The following is a 13,858-nucleotide window of genomic DNA, read 5'->3' as shown; positions in this document are numbered from 1 at the left end:
AAACGCTACCGGCAGTAGACGCCATGCGCGAAGACTGGGCCATCGTCGATCCTTTGATGGGCGGCACCCGGGCGATGCGTGAGGCTGGCACTGCGCTGCTGCCGAAGTGGCCGAAGGAAGAGGACTGCGACTATCGGAAGCGCCTGAGCCTTTCGACCCTATTCCCGGCTTACCGAGAGACGGTGAAGAACAACGCCGGGCGCGTATTCGCTGAGCCGATCGTGCTGGGTGAAGATGTCCCGCCGCAGGTCGCTGAGCTGACTCAGGACTTTGATCGCCAGGGTAATAACCTGCAGGTCTGGGCGAAGTCATTCTTCACTCAAGCGCTGTCGCACGGCCTGTGCCATGCGCTGGCTGAGTACCCTAAGATTCAGACTGGTGACGACGAGCGGCCGGCTACCCTGGCTGACGCTAAGGCTATCAACGCTCGTCCATACGCCATCATGATCCGCCCTCAGCAGGTGATCGGATGGCGCGTTAGTAACCGCAACGGGCAGTATTCACTCGACCAGTTCCGTTACATGGAGTCTGTCGAAGAGGAAGACGGTCTGTTCGGCATCAAGTCCATCGACCAGATCCGCGTACTGACCCCTGGAGCCTGGCAGACCTACCGCGAGACGAAAGACGACAAGGACAACAAGACGTGGATGCTTTACGAGGAAGGCTCGACCTCTCTCGATCACATCGCACTGACAACCCTCTACACCGACCGTACAGGGTTCATGACCGCCCGGCCGCCACTGCTGGAGCTGGCCTATCTCAACGCCAAGCACTGGCAGTCCCAGAGCGATCAGGACAACATCCTGCACGTTGCCCGGGTGCCGATGCTGGCGATCTCGGGCATCGATGATGATTCCTGGGAGCTGAAAGTAGGTACCGCATCCGCTACCAAGCTGCCGAAAGACGGCGACATGAAGTGGGTAGAGCACACCGGCGCGTCGATCGAGGCCGGGCGCACATCGCTGGCTGACCTCGAAGACCAGATGCGCGTTGCAGGTGCCAAGCTGCTCCAGAAGGACAAGCAGGCGGTGAAGACTGCCACGCAAGCCGAGGAAGAGGCAGCTCAGGAGCTGAGCCCGCTTCAAACCATGGCGAGCGGCCTTGAAGACGCACTTGACCAGATCCTCCAGCACTTCGCCGAGCTGAGTGACCTTCCTGAAGGTGGCCATGTGCAGGTGCAGGGCAACTTCGACGTAGACTTCGCGCCGGAAACTACACTCCCGCTGCTGCTCAACATGGCATCGCAAGGCCGCCTGTCCGACGAGACGCTGTTCTCGGAGATGCAGCGCCGCAACGTGGTGTCGAGCGATATCAAGTGGGAAGACGAACAAGCCAAGATCGCAACGCAAGGGCCTGGCCTCGGGGTACTCTAAATGGCTATCAAGCATGTAATGGGCCGAGACATCGCGGTACAGCTATGCAATATCGTCGGACTTGACCCAAGCCTGGTGACTGGCATAAAGCTCAATCTTGAGCCTGGCAGCATTGCCGCTATCGAAGTAACTCGCATCCTTACGCGCGACGAGGCTGACACGCTCGTTCATGTGGTTGAGCAGTACGATTTCTTCAAGCGGGCGCAGATCAATGTTGACAGTCAACCAGATACTTGAGGACGAACAGGTCGCCCATGCGGTCAGCCTTGAGAAATATAAGGTTGGCGTGGTCAAGCGGATAATCTCGCTGCTGAACCGATCAGATGCTGACCTATCGGCGGCCTTGTCCGCTGCATTGGAGCGCCTGCCGGCGGAATCCTTCACGGTTGAGCGCCTGGAACTGCTGCTGGATCAGGTGGGGCTGATCAACACTCAGGCCTATGCTTCAGTAACCACTGAGCTACAGAGCGACCTGAAGGACCTGTCAGGCTATGAGGTGAGCTGGCAGCAATCGCTGTTTGAGACGACCATCCCCGACCCGGTGCAGGTCCGCTTCCCGATTGCCAGTGTCAGCGCCGAACAGGCTTATGCTGCGGCTATGGCAAGGCCATTCCAGGGGCGTTTGCTCAAGGACTGGGGGACTGAGATCGCCGCCGACCGGATGACAAAGATCCGCAACGCGATCCGCACCGGTTACCTCGAAGGCAAGACGACTGACCAGATCATTCGCGGCATTCGCGGTACCAGGGCGTCTGGATACTCCGATGGGTTCCTTGAGCGGCCCCGGAAAGACCTTGCTGCGGTCGTCAGGACGGCTGTGAGCCACACAGCAGCGACTGCGAGGGGTGAGTTCGTCAAGGCCAACGAAGAGATCATCAAGGCGGACAGGTGGATCAGTACGCTAGACAATAGGACCAGCGCCCAGTGCAGGATTCGTGACCAGCTTCAGTACACCGCCGTGACGCACAAGCCCATCGGTCACAAGGTGCCCTGGCTGCAAGGCCCTGGCAAGATCCACTGGTGCTGCCGGTCGACTTCGGCGCCTGTGACCAAGAGTTGGAAAGAGCTGGGAATTCCTCTCAACGAGATGACCCCGGCCCAGCGCGCGAGCATGGACGGCCAAGTCCCCGGCGGTACCACCTACAGCGAATGGCTCAACCGCCAGTCGGACGCCCGCAAGATCGAGGTGCTCGGCCCGGTACGCGCTCAGTTGCTGAAGGATGGCAAGCTCGACCTTGAGGACTTCTATTCACCTACAGGGGAATGGCTGACACTCGACCAGATGCGCGCCCGTGACGCTGCGGCATTTGCTAAGATCGCCGCATGACCGACAAGCCCCGCTTCCACGTAATAGACGGCACCGCTCCACCGGATACCCCGGCCGAGCAGGTGCGTCGTCGTGTGCGTGCGATGCCTAAGCCTGAGGCGATGGTTCAGTGCCATCGCTGCGGCGGGCGTGAGGTGATCGAGTCCAAGATCGGCGTCCTGATGAAGAACGGCAAGCCAACTGGCGGGACGAAGGCGCTGCTGTGCGTCGTGTGCCTGCTCAAGGGTGAGCGCGTCACGCTGTAGCACGAAACGAATTCAAATAGCCCTGGCATCCGCCGGGGCTTTTTTATGGGCGGAGAATCCATGAACGACGAAGCAATTGAGAAAGCGATCCAAGCAAAGGGCCTGAACGCGCCGCGCATCACCCCGGACGAGCTGCAAGCCAACATCGTCGGCGAATACTTCTTCACTGCTGCCGATGGTGTGCAGGCCGCTTTCAGCTCGCAGGATGAGTTGACACGACTTACCGGTGCGCATGGCGAATTGGCGCTGCTGACCTTCTGTGTGCTCGTACTGCGTAACGGCTTCACCGTGACCGGTGAGTCTGCGTGTGCCAGCCCGGAAAACTTCAATGAAGAAATCGGCCGCAAGATCGCTCGCAAGAATGCTGAGCAGAAGATCTGGCCGCTGATGGGCTACGAGCTCAAGCAGCGCCTGCAAGACTCCAAGTAAGCAAAAACGATTCACACAAGCCTCGTCCATGACGGGGCTTTTTATTGCCGCCAGGCGGCCAACAGACCCAAGGGGTTAGCAGATGTTTATTTTCGGCAAGTGGTATCCGTTGATGGCTCCAGAAGGAGAGGGCGGCAATGGTGGCGGTGGCGGCGACGGCACTCCCCCTGCCCCATCCCCTGAGGTGCAGGCGCAGATTGCCGCTGCTGTAGAAGCGGCTGTAGGCGGCCTGAAGACCAAGAACAGCGAACTGCTCGGCAAGCTTAAGGCTGCCGGCGAGAACGCTGCTCGTTTCGAAGGAATCGACCCTGATGCGGTTCGGAACATCCTGTCGAAGTTCGCCAACGACGAAGAAGCTGGCCTGATTGCTGCCGGCAAGATCGACGAAGTGCTCGACAAGCGCACCACGCGCATGAAAGCAGGCTTCGAACAGGAAACCGCCAAAGAACGTACCGCTCGCGAGGCTGCCGAGGCTCGGGCTGACAAGTTCAGTCGCCGCGTCCTTGAAAACGGCATCCGTGCAGAAGCAACCGCTGCTGGCCTCCACCAGTACGCAATTGATGATGCGCTGCTCCGCGCCAGTGCGACCTTCAAGCTCGACGACGAGGGCAACCCTGTCGCCGTAGAAGACGCATTCGGCAAGGACGGCAAGCCGCTGACGCTCAAGGAGTGGTTCAGCGACATGAAAGACAAGGCTCCGCACTGGTTCCCTGCTTCCGCTAATGGCGGTGGCTCGCAACAGAGCAACGTGCAGATGGGGGCCAAGACCATGAAACGAACCCAATACGAAGCCTTGAGCCCCCTCGATCAGCGAGCGGCGGTCCAGGCGAAAATCCAGATTGTCGATTAAGAGGTAACACCGCATGGGCACTTTGACCCTCACCAGTCTGATCCCTTCCATTCAGGAAGCGATGGACGTTGTATCCCGCGAGCTGGTCGGTTTCATCCCGGCCGTATCCCGCGACTCCACTGCGGAGCGTGCAGCCGTCGGCCAAGCCGTTGTTTCTCCTGTTGTTGGCGCAATGGCTGCTGAAGACCTGGTTGCTGCGGCTTACGCCGCCGACACCCCGAACCAGACCATCGGCAATGTGCAGATGACTATCACCAAGGCGCGTTCGGTTCCGTTCGGCATCACTGGTGAAGAAACCAAAGGCCTGAGCAATGCCGGCACTCTGGGCAGCATCAACGTCCAGCGCCTGGCCCAAGCCATGCGGACCCTGACCAACGAAGTCGAAGCTGACCTCGCTGCGCTGCACATCAATACCTCGCGCGCCTATGGCGCCGCCGGTACCACTCCGTTCGGCACCTCCGGCGACATGAGCGACTTCGCTCAGGCTCGCAAGATCCTGGACGACAACGGTGCTCCACAAAGCGACATGCACATGGTCCTCGGCGGTGCAGCCGTTGCAAACATCCGCGGCAAGATGTCCACCCTGTTCCAGACCAACACCGGCGGCCCGCAAGCCGAAGCTCTGTTGCGCATGGGCGCCCTGGGAGAATACCAAGGCCTGCTGCTGCACAACTCGGCCCAGGTGAAGGAAGGTGTCATCTCTGGCACTGGCGCATCTGCCACCACCAACACCGCCGGTTATGCAGTTGGTGCAACCGTGATCACTCTGGCCTCGGCTGGTACTGGCACCATCCTCGCGGGTGACATCATCACCTTCGCTGGCGACACCAACAAGTATGTGGTTGTCTCGGGTGATGCGGACACCTCCAACGGCGGCTCGATCACCATCGCTGAGCCAGGCCTGCGCGTTGCAATGAGCGCTGCTGCCAAGGCGATCACCGTGATTGCAGCATCCACCCGCAACATGTTCTTCCACCGCTCGGCTATCCAGCTGGCCACTCGCGCTCCTGCGATGCCAGAAGGCGGCGATGCTGCTGACGACGTGATGATGGTCACCGACCCTGTATCGGGCCTGACCTACGAGTTCGCGATCTACAAGCAGAAACGCCAAGTTCGCTATGAGGTCAACCTGGCCTGGGGCGTCAAGATGATCGCGCCGCGTCACGCTGGCCTGTTGCTGGGGTGATCGTAACGCCCGGAGTTCAGGCTCCGGGCCTTCAATGGAGAAAAACATGCCAGTTATTCAAGTCAAGCCATGGGGTGAAGGCCAGGGTGATTTTGTCGAGATCAATGATTTTGACTTTGACCCGAGCTTTCACGTTCTGCTCGGTGATGAATCATCCGACGGAAAGGCCAAACTGACCGCCGCCGAGATCAAGGCCAAACTGACCGAGCTGAACATCGAGTTCAGGAGCAACGCATCGTACGACTCGCTTCAGGCATTGCTCGAAGCTGCCGCTTAACCGAAGACTGAAATCTACAGACAAGTGAAGGGCTAGACGATGAAGAGCATCACTGCCGGCGGGAAAGAAGTAATCACGTTAAATGAAGGCTATACCCTGAGCGTAACGGGGCAGGATGGTGCGGCGGGTGTTGTTTATCGTCTGGATACCTCGCTGGGCGGGAATAACTCGCTCAAGTCGTGGGTAGTTGGGGTGGGCAGCATCCCAGTAATAGGGCCTTTTAGTGGGCAGCAGCAATTCCTTGTGACCTGTTCGCTGGGAAGCATTGACATCAGTACGTCCAGCGCAAGTGTAGCCGCCGATTCAAGGCTGACGAAACTTGCGGCTTCCGGAACCCAGATAACAACTACCCCCGACCAGATTCCAGGCCTGAAGATGTGGCTCGACGCATCTCAGCCCATGTACACCGCCAGCTATGCCGCAAAGGTCGCCAACAGTGGAGATCAGATCGGAATCTGGCCTGATCGGAGCGGCAACAGCAACTCCGGTACGGCTAGCGGAACATTCCCGACCTACAGCCCTACAGGCATGAATGGCCGTCCGACGATCAACTTCAACGGCAACAGCAAGTTCGTCACGCCGTCGTTCCTGGATAGTACGTACGACACAGGGATGACCATCTTCATCGTCAGCGCCGCGAGTGGTGGCGCAGCCAACAAGGTCGTCCTTGGCTCTGCCTCGAACCGCCTGTACTTGCAGCGCAATGACTCGGCCAAAAGCAGCAGCTTTTCGCTTGCTGGTGTTTCCCCGGCGCCGTCGATCACTCCCTACGTCAATACGAGCGGGATTGATGCCCTGGTTTATCGCGCGACATCGTTCACCTACGAATATGACCGGTATTTCAACTCGGTCAGCGCTGCCCCTGGCGGTGCTTCTGCCAACAACAACGTCATCACCGCGACTGGTACGCTCGGGCTGACCGGCGTTTTGACTATTGGCGACATCGCAGCTGGCGGATTTGCTTGGCCAGGCAGCATCAGCGAAATTCTGATATGGAATACCGCGCTCACCAACGAGCAATACCGGATGGTTTATGACTATCTGGCGGCCAAGTGGGGTTTCCACTCCAAGAAGTTCGTGCTTTGTGCTGGCAACAGCCTGACATCCGGTACAAACAGCACCGGCGGCCAGACCCAGGCAACGTCTGTGACCGGAAACAACTATCCAAGCGTGCTGTGGAGTCTGTTGGGCGCCAATAACTACGACGTCCGCACGGATGCATTCCCTGGGCGAACCACCGACCAGATGCTTTCAGGGACGCCACTCTTTGGCGACCTGTTTTGGCTTCCTGCCGCCTCGACCAAGAACATCTGCGTTGCATGGGAAGTCACCAACACGCTGGCGACAAGCTCTAGTAGTGCTGCGGCCTATGACAAGATCGTCGCCTACTGCAAAGCTCGACAGGCACGCGGCTACAAGGTGGTGATTGCTACTTGCTTGCCTCGCCTTGGCAGCTACGCCGGGTTTGGAGTCGACTATTTGGCTGTCAACGGCCTGATCCGCGATAACTACGCGAGCTTTGCCGACGGGATTGCAGACGTGGCTTCCGATAGACGCTTGAAAGACCCCACAAACCTGACCTACTTCGCGGCCGATCAAATCCATTTGACCGACGCCGGGTATGCCGTAGTTGCGGGAATTATCGCGCCCGTCGTGGATAGCCTGTAATCAAAAAGACTCAGTCAGCTTGAGGCATCTATGTCACTGACAATTGAAACCGGCTTGATCATTCCAGGTGCCGAGAGCTTCGCCACGGCTGCCGAGTTGGTAACGTACGCTGCGAACTTTGGCCGTGTGATTCCGGCTGATACCCCATCGCAAGAGGCGTTGCTCCGTCGCGCCGCGCTAGAGATGAACGCCAAGCCATGGAAGGGGCACACTGTCAGTTCTGCCCAGGTGCTGTGCTGGCCTCGGTATGAGGTGTGCCTGAATAAGTGGCTGCTTCCGTCCAATACCATTCCGGCGCAGGTCAAGGCCGGTCAGATGGCGTTGGCCACGGAGATCTATGCCGATGACCTGAAAGACCCAGCAACCAAGCAAGGAGCAGCCATCCGGAAAAAGGTTGGCCCGCTTGAATTTGAGTACGCTGCTGCCAGCTCCATAGTTACAAAGGCTGCGGCTACGCGACAGTCATACGCCCAGTTCTCCGGCTTGCTTGAGTCGTCGAGCCAGGTAAAGCTGAGTAGAAGCTGATGAGCGATATCTATGATGAAGCTAAAGCGCTGGCCGCCGAGATGCTGGCGCCGCGCAGCCAGGGTGGAAACGGCCTAGAACTATCTCTGGTGCGCGTCACGCCTGGGGAATACGACCCGGATACCGGATCGTCCTCACCAACCACCGTGCAATACGATGGCTCGGGCTTCCGTGACACCTACAAGCAGAGCGATATAGACGGCTCGCGCATCAAGCAGGGTGATGTGAAACTCCTCGTCTCTCCTGTGCTGCTGAATGCTGCCGATATGCCTCAACCGATCAGCCAGGACAAGATTCTGTTCGACGGCGAGACTTACACCGTCCAGAACGTTGACCCTTGGGACTATGCCGGTATTACTGTCGGCTTCAGCGTACAGGCGCGCAAATGAGCTTCGCATTGGACCTGAAGGCGTTCGCAGCGAAAGCCGAAGCCAATGCCGAGACCGTCATCAAGAAGGTCGCCATCGACCTGCTGGGCGCCGTGGTGGATCGATCCCCCGTCGGCAACCCTGAGCTATGGGCGGCCAACGCGACTGCGACCCAGTACAACAACGAAGTGGCCAGGCTGAATGCCGAGCTGCGCGCCGATCCGGCGAACCTGTCCAAGAATGGCAGGATGAAGCCAGGTCGGCTGATCAAGGATGGCATGGACTTAACAGCCGGTGCTGGCTATGTCGGCGGGCGCTTCCGGGGTAACTGGCAGGTGTCGTTCGACGTGGCTAAGACCGGCACGCTGGAGCGCATCGACCCATCTGGGAACGGTTCGAAAGGCGATGGCATAAACGTCATCCAGGGCTTCACGACTCAGGTCGGCACTATCTGGATGATGAACAACCTACCGTACGCCCAGCCGCTCGAGTACGGACATTCAAGCCAGGCTCCGGCGGGGTGCGTCAGGATTTCAGTACTAGAAGTGCATATGTTCATCAATAAAGCCGTATCGGAGCTCCCCTGATGTCAGACAAGATCATCCGCAGCCTGTTTGAAGGCCGCCTGAAGGCGTGGGCGGCCGCCAGGGTTCCGGCACTGCCGATTGCCTACGAGGACGTCGCTTTCACGCCGCCGGCGGACGGTTCGACCTACCTGCGCGCCTTCCTGCTGCCGGCCAACACGACCAGCGAAGACCTCGAAGGCAAACACACGGCCTACCGTGGCATCTTCCAGATGAGCGTTGTGACCAAGGCCGGTATCGGTCGCGGCGCCGCTGAAGGGATCGCCGATGAGATCGCCGCGCTGTTCCCGAATAACCTCGGCCTGACCAAGACGACTTTCACCGTCTACGTCCGCTCGCCGATGTCTACAGGCTCGGCCCAGCAGGGCGACACGACCACCACGCTGCCGCTGTCGATCCAGTATCGGGCCGACACCACAACCTAATCCGCCCATTGGGCAAACCCAGAGCCCGCCATTTAGCGGGTTTTGTCATTTCTGCATAGAGGAAAACCCCCATGGGCTACAAGATTCCGAACGGCGGCACGTTTGAACATGCCGCCACTTACGCCGCAGCGCTGCCGTTCTCGGCCATCTCCAACGCATCCGAAGCAATCTGCACCGTGACTGGCGCTACTCTGGTTGTCGGCGACATTGTGCTGGTCACTTCCGGTTGGACTGCGCTGAACAACAAGGTCGTTCGCGTGAAGGCAGCGACTGCCACCGCGATCACCCTGGAAGCTATCGATACCACCAGCACCACGACTTACCCGGTCGGCTCTGGCGTCGGCAGCTTGAAGAAGGTCCTGACCTGGGTGCAGATCCCGCAGATCACCGACGTAGCGTTTTCCGGCGGAGACCAGAACTATCAGGACGTCGTGTTCCTCGAAGACGCCCAAGGCCGCCAGATCCCAACCGACAAGGCGGCCGCAAGCATGGTTCTGACTGTTGCGGATGATCCGACACTGGCCTATGTGCCAATCGTGATCGCTGCCGATTCCGCCCAGACTGTGCAAGCCGCACGCTTGAACCTGCCAGGCACCGACAAGATTTACTACGGCGCCTACACCTCGTTCTCGCTGCAGCCGGCCGTGTCGCGCAGCAACATCCTGACGCGCACCGTCTCCCTGGCCCTGCAGGCCGCTCCTGTTCGCTACCTGTCGTAAGGAAACCACATGGCCAGCTTCAAGATTGCCCAGAACGCCACGTTCAAGGCGGAAGTCGAGATTCCTCGTGTCGGCTTTGAGCTGATCAAGGTTGAGTTTGAGTTCCGCTACCGGGACCGCAAGGAATTGTCGAAGTATTACGACAAGTGGAATGCGGAGCGTGACGCAGCGGCCAAGGAGGCCATGAAAGACGGCGCAACCTGGGAGCAAGCGACCGAACGGCAGATCGCTCTCGAAGTTGGTCAGATCAAGGATATCGTCGTCGGCTGGAGCTTCGATGAGGCTTTCACTGATGAGTCGATCACCGAGCTTGTCACCACCTGCGTCGGTGCGCCGGCTGCTGTTCTTGATGCTTATCAGGCGGCCTATGCGGTAGCTCGCCGGGGAAACTGATTGCCGCTTCGCGCGCCCTGTACGAGCGCGGCGCGGATGCTGAAGAACTGGCGAAGCTAGGCCTGACACTGGCCGACCTCGATCAAGGCGATACGGAGATCTGGCCAGACAACTGGCCGGCCTTCCGCCTTTTCAATGCGCTCAGTACCCAATGGCGCACCGGGCCAGGCGGTGCCACCGGACTGGATTATTCGGTCGTTCGCGAGGTGGCCATCCTCATCGGCATCAAGAAGCGGCAAATCCCCGAACTATTTCCTGACCTTCAAGTAATGGAGGCCGAAGCGCTCGCTGTCATGGCCGAGGCGTAGTGAATTTATTGTCAGGAGAGTGGCATGACACAAGACATCGCCAGCCTTGGGATCAAGATCGATACGGGCGAGGTTGCCAAAGGCACATCCGAGCTTGACGGGCTGGCTCAGGCCGGCGCGAAGGCAGAGAAGGCCACGGAAAGCCTTTCCACCGAGAGCAAGAAGGCAAGCGCCTCTATCAAGGCGATGGCGGCTGAGACGAAAGCTGCCGAGGCTGCTACAGCCAAGCTTGGAAAGCAGACTGCAGCGGCTGGTGTATCTGCTGCACAAACTGCTGCTGCGCTGCGCGGAGTCCCGGCCCAGGTAACGGACATCGTTACCAGCCTGCAAGGTGGGCAGGCCCCGCTTACTGTTCTTCTGCAGCAGGGCGGTCAGCTCAAGGATATGTTCGGCGGGATTGGCCCTGCCGCAAAGGCGCTGGGCGGTTATGTTGCCGGCCTGGTAAATCCATTCACTCTCGCAGCAGCAGCCGGCGCAGCTCTTGGTCTCGTCTATTACAAGGGTTCTCAGGAGTCCACCGCCTATAGCAATGCCCTGATCCTGACGGGTAACGCTGCCGGGACAAGCGCTGACCAGCTTGCAACCCTGGCAACTCAGGTTAGTTCGACTGTAGGTACTACTGGCGCAGCGGCTGAGGTGCTGGCGAAGCTAGCCGGTAACACACAGATCGCGGGTGAGAGTTTTGGTGAGATCGCCACTGCCGCCATCCAAATGGAAAAGGCCACAGGCAAGGCCATCGACGAAACTGTCGCTGAGTTTGCGAAGATTGCGAAAGATCCTGTCGCTGCGGCGAAGGAGCTGAACGATCAGTACAACTTCCTGACTGCCGCTGTGTACTCGCAGATCGTTGCGCTGAAAGAACAGGGCGACACCATCGGCGCCGCCAAGCTGCTCACTGACACCTACGCATCAACCATCAATACCCGTACCGGTGAGATCACCCAAAACCTGGGACTGATCGAAAGGGCCTGGAAGGGAATTAAATCTGCTGCCGCTGATGCGCTGGATGCAACCCTGAATATTGGACGCTCCCAAACTTTGGAGCAGCAAGCGGCTGATATCCGTCAGCGCCTACAGTCCAACCAAGGTCGCGGTGGCCGCGCGGCGGCAATGGGTATTGATACCCGAAGCACGGAGCAGGACAAGAAGGACCTGACCTATCTTGAGCTGCTGATCGAGGCGGAAAAGTCTCGTACCAAGTACATAGGCGATCGCAATCAAGTCCAGCAGGAAGGGATTGATGCGTCAATCAAGCTGAAGGCGATCAGCGACTCCAACCTCAGCAATGAGGAAAAGCGCAACAAGCTGGTCAAGGAGTATCTGCGCGACGTTGAGAAACTTCGTGCCGCTAATCCAGACGACCCGCTCGTCCAAGCAGGCGTAGTCGCCAAGAACGTCCAGAACATCAAGGACAAGAACAAAGATCCGGCCGGCAAGGCAAACCAGCTCAATCTGACCGGTTACAACGACGCCCAGAACGCGATCAAGGATCTGCAGGCCACTTACTCAAACTCCACGAAGGAGCTTGAGGCGCAGCAGAAGGCCGGCCTGCTCACGCAACAGAGCTACCTTGATCAGCGCACAGCTTTGATCCGCGCGGAGCGTGATGAGGTAACCAGCGCTTACCAGGCTGAGATCTCGGCCCTGGAAGCCGTCAAGGATAAGACCGGCACGACTGGCGAGCAGCGCATTCAGCTAGACCAGAAGATCGCCGACGCCCGCACCAACATGGTCAAGGCCCAAAAGGACGCAGATAGCGAACTGGAAATCCTGGCCACCAATGAACAGGGCCGCCTTAAGAAGCAATCTCTCGCCATCCAAACCTATACCGATGCATTGAAGCAGCAGGCTGTAACTCTGCGTCAGCAGGGCCAGCGTGAGGCGGCAGGGCTTGGCATGGGTGACCGGCAGAAAGCCCTTCAAGGTCAGTTCAACAGTATTGACGACAAAGCCAACTCTCAGCGCATCGACCTGGCTAACCAGTACGGTGATGGCTCGCGCGGCATGAGCCTCGACGAGTACAACGCCAAGCTAAAAGCTGTATCGGATAGCCAGCAGCAACTGCGCAATGTGGTTGTCGCCAACTACGACGATATGACCTCAGCGCAGGGCGATTGGACATCTGGCGCGTCCTCCGCCTGGGAGAACTACCTTGAGTCGACGCGCGACGTGGCTGGGCAGACGAAAAGCCTGTTCACCAACGCGTTCAGTTCAATGGAGGATGCGGTCGTTAACTTTGCGCTAACCGGGAAACTTTCGTTTTCTGACTTTGCCAAGTCCATCCTGTCTGACATGGCTCGCATTGCTGCACGTCAGGCCAGTTCGTCTGCGCTGAGTGGATTGTTCGGCCTTGCTACCACTGCGGCGAGTTCGTATTTCGGTGGTAGTTCATCTACTTCGCTGGGTGCCTCGCAGTCTGGATATTCCTCGACTTACTTCCCTCAAGCGAAAGGAGGTGCTTGGTCGGGCGGCGTACAGATGTTCGCCGACGGCGGCGCGTTCACGAATTCAGTTGTCAGCAAGCCCACTGCGTTCGGTATGGCCAATGGCAAGACAGGGGTAATGGGCGAGGCCGGCGAGGAAGCGATTATGCCTCTGACCAGGACATCCAGCGGCAAGCTCGGCGTTATGGCCATGGGCGGTGGCGGGGCCGGCGCAACACAGATCAATGTCGAGGTGCATATCGATGGCGACGGGAACGCATCCTCGACCGCTGACGCGCCTGGCTACGACATGTTTGGCAAGGAGCTGGCGGCTTTTGTTGAGCAGAAGTATCAGGAGCTACGGAGTAAGGACATGCGCCAGGGTGGCGTGATCAACAACGCAATCAAGGGGCGGTGATGGCTATCGAACGATTTACTTGGGCGACGGAGAAGGGCGCAGAGGGCGATATAGTCCAGCGCGTTCGCTCCAAGCAGTTCGGCGATGGGTACGAGCAATCGGTCGAGGATGGCCTCAATAACCAGTCCCAATCCTGGCCGGTGACATTCACCGGCTTGAAGGGGCGTATCAAAGACATCATAGCGTTCCTCGATCGGCACAAGGGCGCCAAGGGATTTCTATGGGAGCCGCCCCTGGGCGAGCTTGGCCTCTACAAGTGCAACGGCTACAAACCGGTTCACCGCGGAGGCCAGGTCTACGCCATCACCGCCACCTTTAAGCAAACCTTTCATCCCTGAGG

At 58.8% G+C, this 13,858-nt stretch carries 18 protein-coding genes; all 18 read left to right on the top strand.

From position 1 onward, the window contains the following. Nucleotides 1-23: 23 nt before the first annotated feature. The 18 genes from ACODSV_RS07285 (at nt 24) to ACODSV_RS07200 (ending at nt 13,856) form a co-directional block, all read left to right on the top strand. Nucleotides 24-1,373: a DUF4055 domain-containing protein gene (locus ACODSV_RS07285; protein WP_454869442.1), complete on the top strand. Its 1,350-nt coding sequence runs from the start codon at nt 24-26 to the stop codon at nt 1,371-1,373. Continuing rightward, nucleotides 1,374-1,610, top strand: a complete 237-nt coding sequence (locus ACODSV_RS07280; protein ID WP_454843448.1) for a hypothetical protein — start codon at nt 1,374-1,376, stop codon at nt 1,608-1,610. Beyond that, the gene (locus ACODSV_RS07275; RefSeq protein WP_454844087.1) at nt 1,585-2,700 is read left to right on the top strand and encodes a putative phage head morphogenesis protein; all 1,116 of its coding nucleotides are present in this window, start codon (nt 1,585-1,587) and stop codon (nt 2,698-2,700) included. The genes ACODSV_RS07280 and ACODSV_RS07275 overlap by 26 nt, the downstream gene beginning before the upstream one ends. Beyond that, complete coding sequence (locus ACODSV_RS07270; RefSeq protein ID WP_454844086.1) at nt 2,697-2,945, top strand: hypothetical protein; 249 nt, start codon at nt 2,697-2,699, stop codon at nt 2,943-2,945. Before ACODSV_RS07275 ends, ACODSV_RS07270 begins: the two co-directional genes overlap by 4 nt. A gap of 60 nt (nt 2,946-3,005) precedes the next feature. After that, nucleotides 3,006-3,374, top strand: a complete 369-nt coding sequence (locus tag ACODSV_RS07265; RefSeq protein ID WP_454844085.1) for a Gp49 family protein — start codon at nt 3,006-3,008, stop codon at nt 3,372-3,374. 82 nt (nt 3,375-3,456) lie between these two features. Next, on the top strand, nt 3,457-4,224 hold the full coding sequence (locus ACODSV_RS07260; protein WP_454844084.1) for a hypothetical protein: 768 nt from the start codon (nt 3,457-3,459) through the stop codon (nt 4,222-4,224). A gap of 13 nt (nt 4,225-4,237) precedes the next feature. Then, nucleotides 4,238-5,410, top strand: a complete 1,173-nt coding sequence (locus ACODSV_RS07255; RefSeq protein ID WP_454844083.1) for a major capsid protein — start codon at nt 4,238-4,240, stop codon at nt 5,408-5,410. A gap of 46 nt (nt 5,411-5,456) precedes the next feature. Then, nucleotides 5,457-5,687, top strand: coding sequence for a hypothetical protein (locus tag ACODSV_RS07250; protein WP_454844082.1), 231 nt, complete (start codon nt 5,457-5,459; stop codon nt 5,685-5,687). Between the two features lie 39 nt (nt 5,688-5,726). Next, a complete protein-coding gene (locus ACODSV_RS07245; RefSeq protein ID WP_454844081.1) occupies nt 5,727-7,355 on the top strand; it encodes an SGNH/GDSL hydrolase family protein in 1,629 nt (542 codons plus the stop codon). A gap of 30 nt (nt 7,356-7,385) precedes the next feature. Then, entirely contained in the window at nt 7,386-7,880 is a 495-nt protein-coding gene (locus ACODSV_RS07240) for a DnaT-like ssDNA-binding protein (RefSeq protein ID WP_454843462.1), read from the top strand. Next, entirely contained in the window at nt 7,880-8,269 is a 390-nt protein-coding gene (locus ACODSV_RS07235; protein WP_454844080.1) for a hypothetical protein, read from the top strand. Before ACODSV_RS07240 ends, ACODSV_RS07235 begins: the two co-directional genes overlap by 1 nt. Beyond that, the gene (locus ACODSV_RS07230) at nt 8,266-8,835 is read left to right on the top strand and encodes a hypothetical protein (RefSeq protein ID WP_454844079.1); all 570 of its coding nucleotides are present in this window, start codon (nt 8,266-8,268) and stop codon (nt 8,833-8,835) included. Before ACODSV_RS07235 ends, ACODSV_RS07230 begins: the two co-directional genes overlap by 4 nt. Next, nucleotides 8,835-9,257, top strand: coding sequence for a phage tail terminator-like protein (locus ACODSV_RS07225; RefSeq protein WP_454844078.1), 423 nt, complete (start codon nt 8,835-8,837; stop codon nt 9,255-9,257). The genes ACODSV_RS07230 and ACODSV_RS07225 overlap by 1 nt, the downstream gene beginning before the upstream one ends. 71 nt (nt 9,258-9,328) lie before the next feature. After that, entirely contained in the window at nt 9,329-9,976 is a 648-nt protein-coding gene (locus ACODSV_RS07220; RefSeq protein WP_454844077.1) for a phage tail protein, read from the top strand. A 9-nt stretch (nt 9,977-9,985) separates the two neighbouring features. Further along, nucleotides 9,986-10,369: a phage tail assembly chaperone gene (locus ACODSV_RS07215; protein ID WP_454844075.1), complete on the top strand. Its 384-nt coding sequence runs from the start codon at nt 9,986-9,988 to the stop codon at nt 10,367-10,369. A 62-nt stretch (nt 10,370-10,431) separates the two neighbouring features. Next, complete coding sequence (locus ACODSV_RS07210; protein WP_454844021.1) at nt 10,432-10,677, top strand: DUF1799 domain-containing protein; 246 nt, start codon at nt 10,432-10,434, stop codon at nt 10,675-10,677. A 24-nt stretch (nt 10,678-10,701) separates the two neighbouring features. Further along, nucleotides 10,702-13,518 (top strand): phage tail tape measure protein, encoded by a 2,817-nt coding sequence (locus tag ACODSV_RS07205; RefSeq protein ID WP_454844074.1) that lies wholly within the window; start codon nt 10,702-10,704, stop codon nt 13,516-13,518. After that, entirely contained in the window at nt 13,518-13,856 is a 339-nt protein-coding gene (locus ACODSV_RS07200) for a phage tail protein (RefSeq protein WP_454843471.1), read from the top strand. Before ACODSV_RS07205 ends, ACODSV_RS07200 begins: the two co-directional genes overlap by 1 nt. Nucleotides 13,857-13,858: the final 2 nt, after the last annotated feature.

This window comes from Pseudomonas sp. FG86, assembly GCF_057808775.1.
This window is presented reverse-complemented; position numbering and strand designations above follow the sequence as displayed.

Excerpts from the sequence above, each read along its gene's own strand:
- ACODSV_RS07285 (WP_454869442.1), top strand. The coding sequence starts at position 24 with ATGCGCGAAGACTGGGCCATCGTCGATCCTTTGATGGGCGGCACCCGG.
- ACODSV_RS07280 (WP_454843448.1), top strand. The coding sequence starts at position 1,374 with ATGGCTATCAAGCATGTAATGGGCCGAGACATCGCGGTACAGCTATGC.
- ACODSV_RS07275 (WP_454844087.1), top strand. The coding sequence starts at position 1,585 with ATGTTGACAGTCAACCAGATACTTGAGGACGAACAGGTCGCCCATGCG.
- ACODSV_RS07270 (WP_454844086.1), top strand. The coding sequence starts at position 2,697 with ATGACCGACAAGCCCCGCTTCCACGTAATAGACGGCACCGCTCCACCG.
- ACODSV_RS07265 (WP_454844085.1), top strand. The coding sequence starts at position 3,006 with ATGAACGACGAAGCAATTGAGAAAGCGATCCAAGCAAAGGGCCTGAAC.
- ACODSV_RS07260 (WP_454844084.1), top strand. The coding sequence starts at position 3,457 with ATGTTTATTTTCGGCAAGTGGTATCCGTTGATGGCTCCAGAAGGAGAG.
- ACODSV_RS07255 (WP_454844083.1), top strand. The coding sequence starts at position 4,238 with ATGGGCACTTTGACCCTCACCAGTCTGATCCCTTCCATTCAGGAAGCG.
- ACODSV_RS07250 (WP_454844082.1), top strand. The coding sequence starts at position 5,457 with ATGCCAGTTATTCAAGTCAAGCCATGGGGTGAAGGCCAGGGTGATTTT.
- ACODSV_RS07245 (WP_454844081.1), top strand. The coding sequence starts at position 5,727 with ATGAAGAGCATCACTGCCGGCGGGAAAGAAGTAATCACGTTAAATGAA.
- ACODSV_RS07240 (WP_454843462.1), top strand. The coding sequence starts at position 7,386 with ATGTCACTGACAATTGAAACCGGCTTGATCATTCCAGGTGCCGAGAGC.
- ACODSV_RS07235 (WP_454844080.1), top strand. The coding sequence starts at position 7,880 with ATGAGCGATATCTATGATGAAGCTAAAGCGCTGGCCGCCGAGATGCTG.
- ACODSV_RS07230 (WP_454844079.1), top strand. The coding sequence starts at position 8,266 with ATGAGCTTCGCATTGGACCTGAAGGCGTTCGCAGCGAAAGCCGAAGCC.
- ACODSV_RS07225 (WP_454844078.1), top strand. The coding sequence starts at position 8,835 with ATGTCAGACAAGATCATCCGCAGCCTGTTTGAAGGCCGCCTGAAGGCG.
- ACODSV_RS07220 (WP_454844077.1), top strand. The coding sequence starts at position 9,329 with ATGGGCTACAAGATTCCGAACGGCGGCACGTTTGAACATGCCGCCACT.
- ACODSV_RS07215 (WP_454844075.1), top strand. The coding sequence starts at position 9,986 with ATGGCCAGCTTCAAGATTGCCCAGAACGCCACGTTCAAGGCGGAAGTC.
- ACODSV_RS07205 (WP_454844074.1), top strand. The coding sequence starts at position 10,702 with ATGACACAAGACATCGCCAGCCTTGGGATCAAGATCGATACGGGCGAG.
- ACODSV_RS07200 (WP_454843471.1), top strand. The coding sequence starts at position 13,518 with ATGGCTATCGAACGATTTACTTGGGCGACGGAGAAGGGCGCAGAGGGC.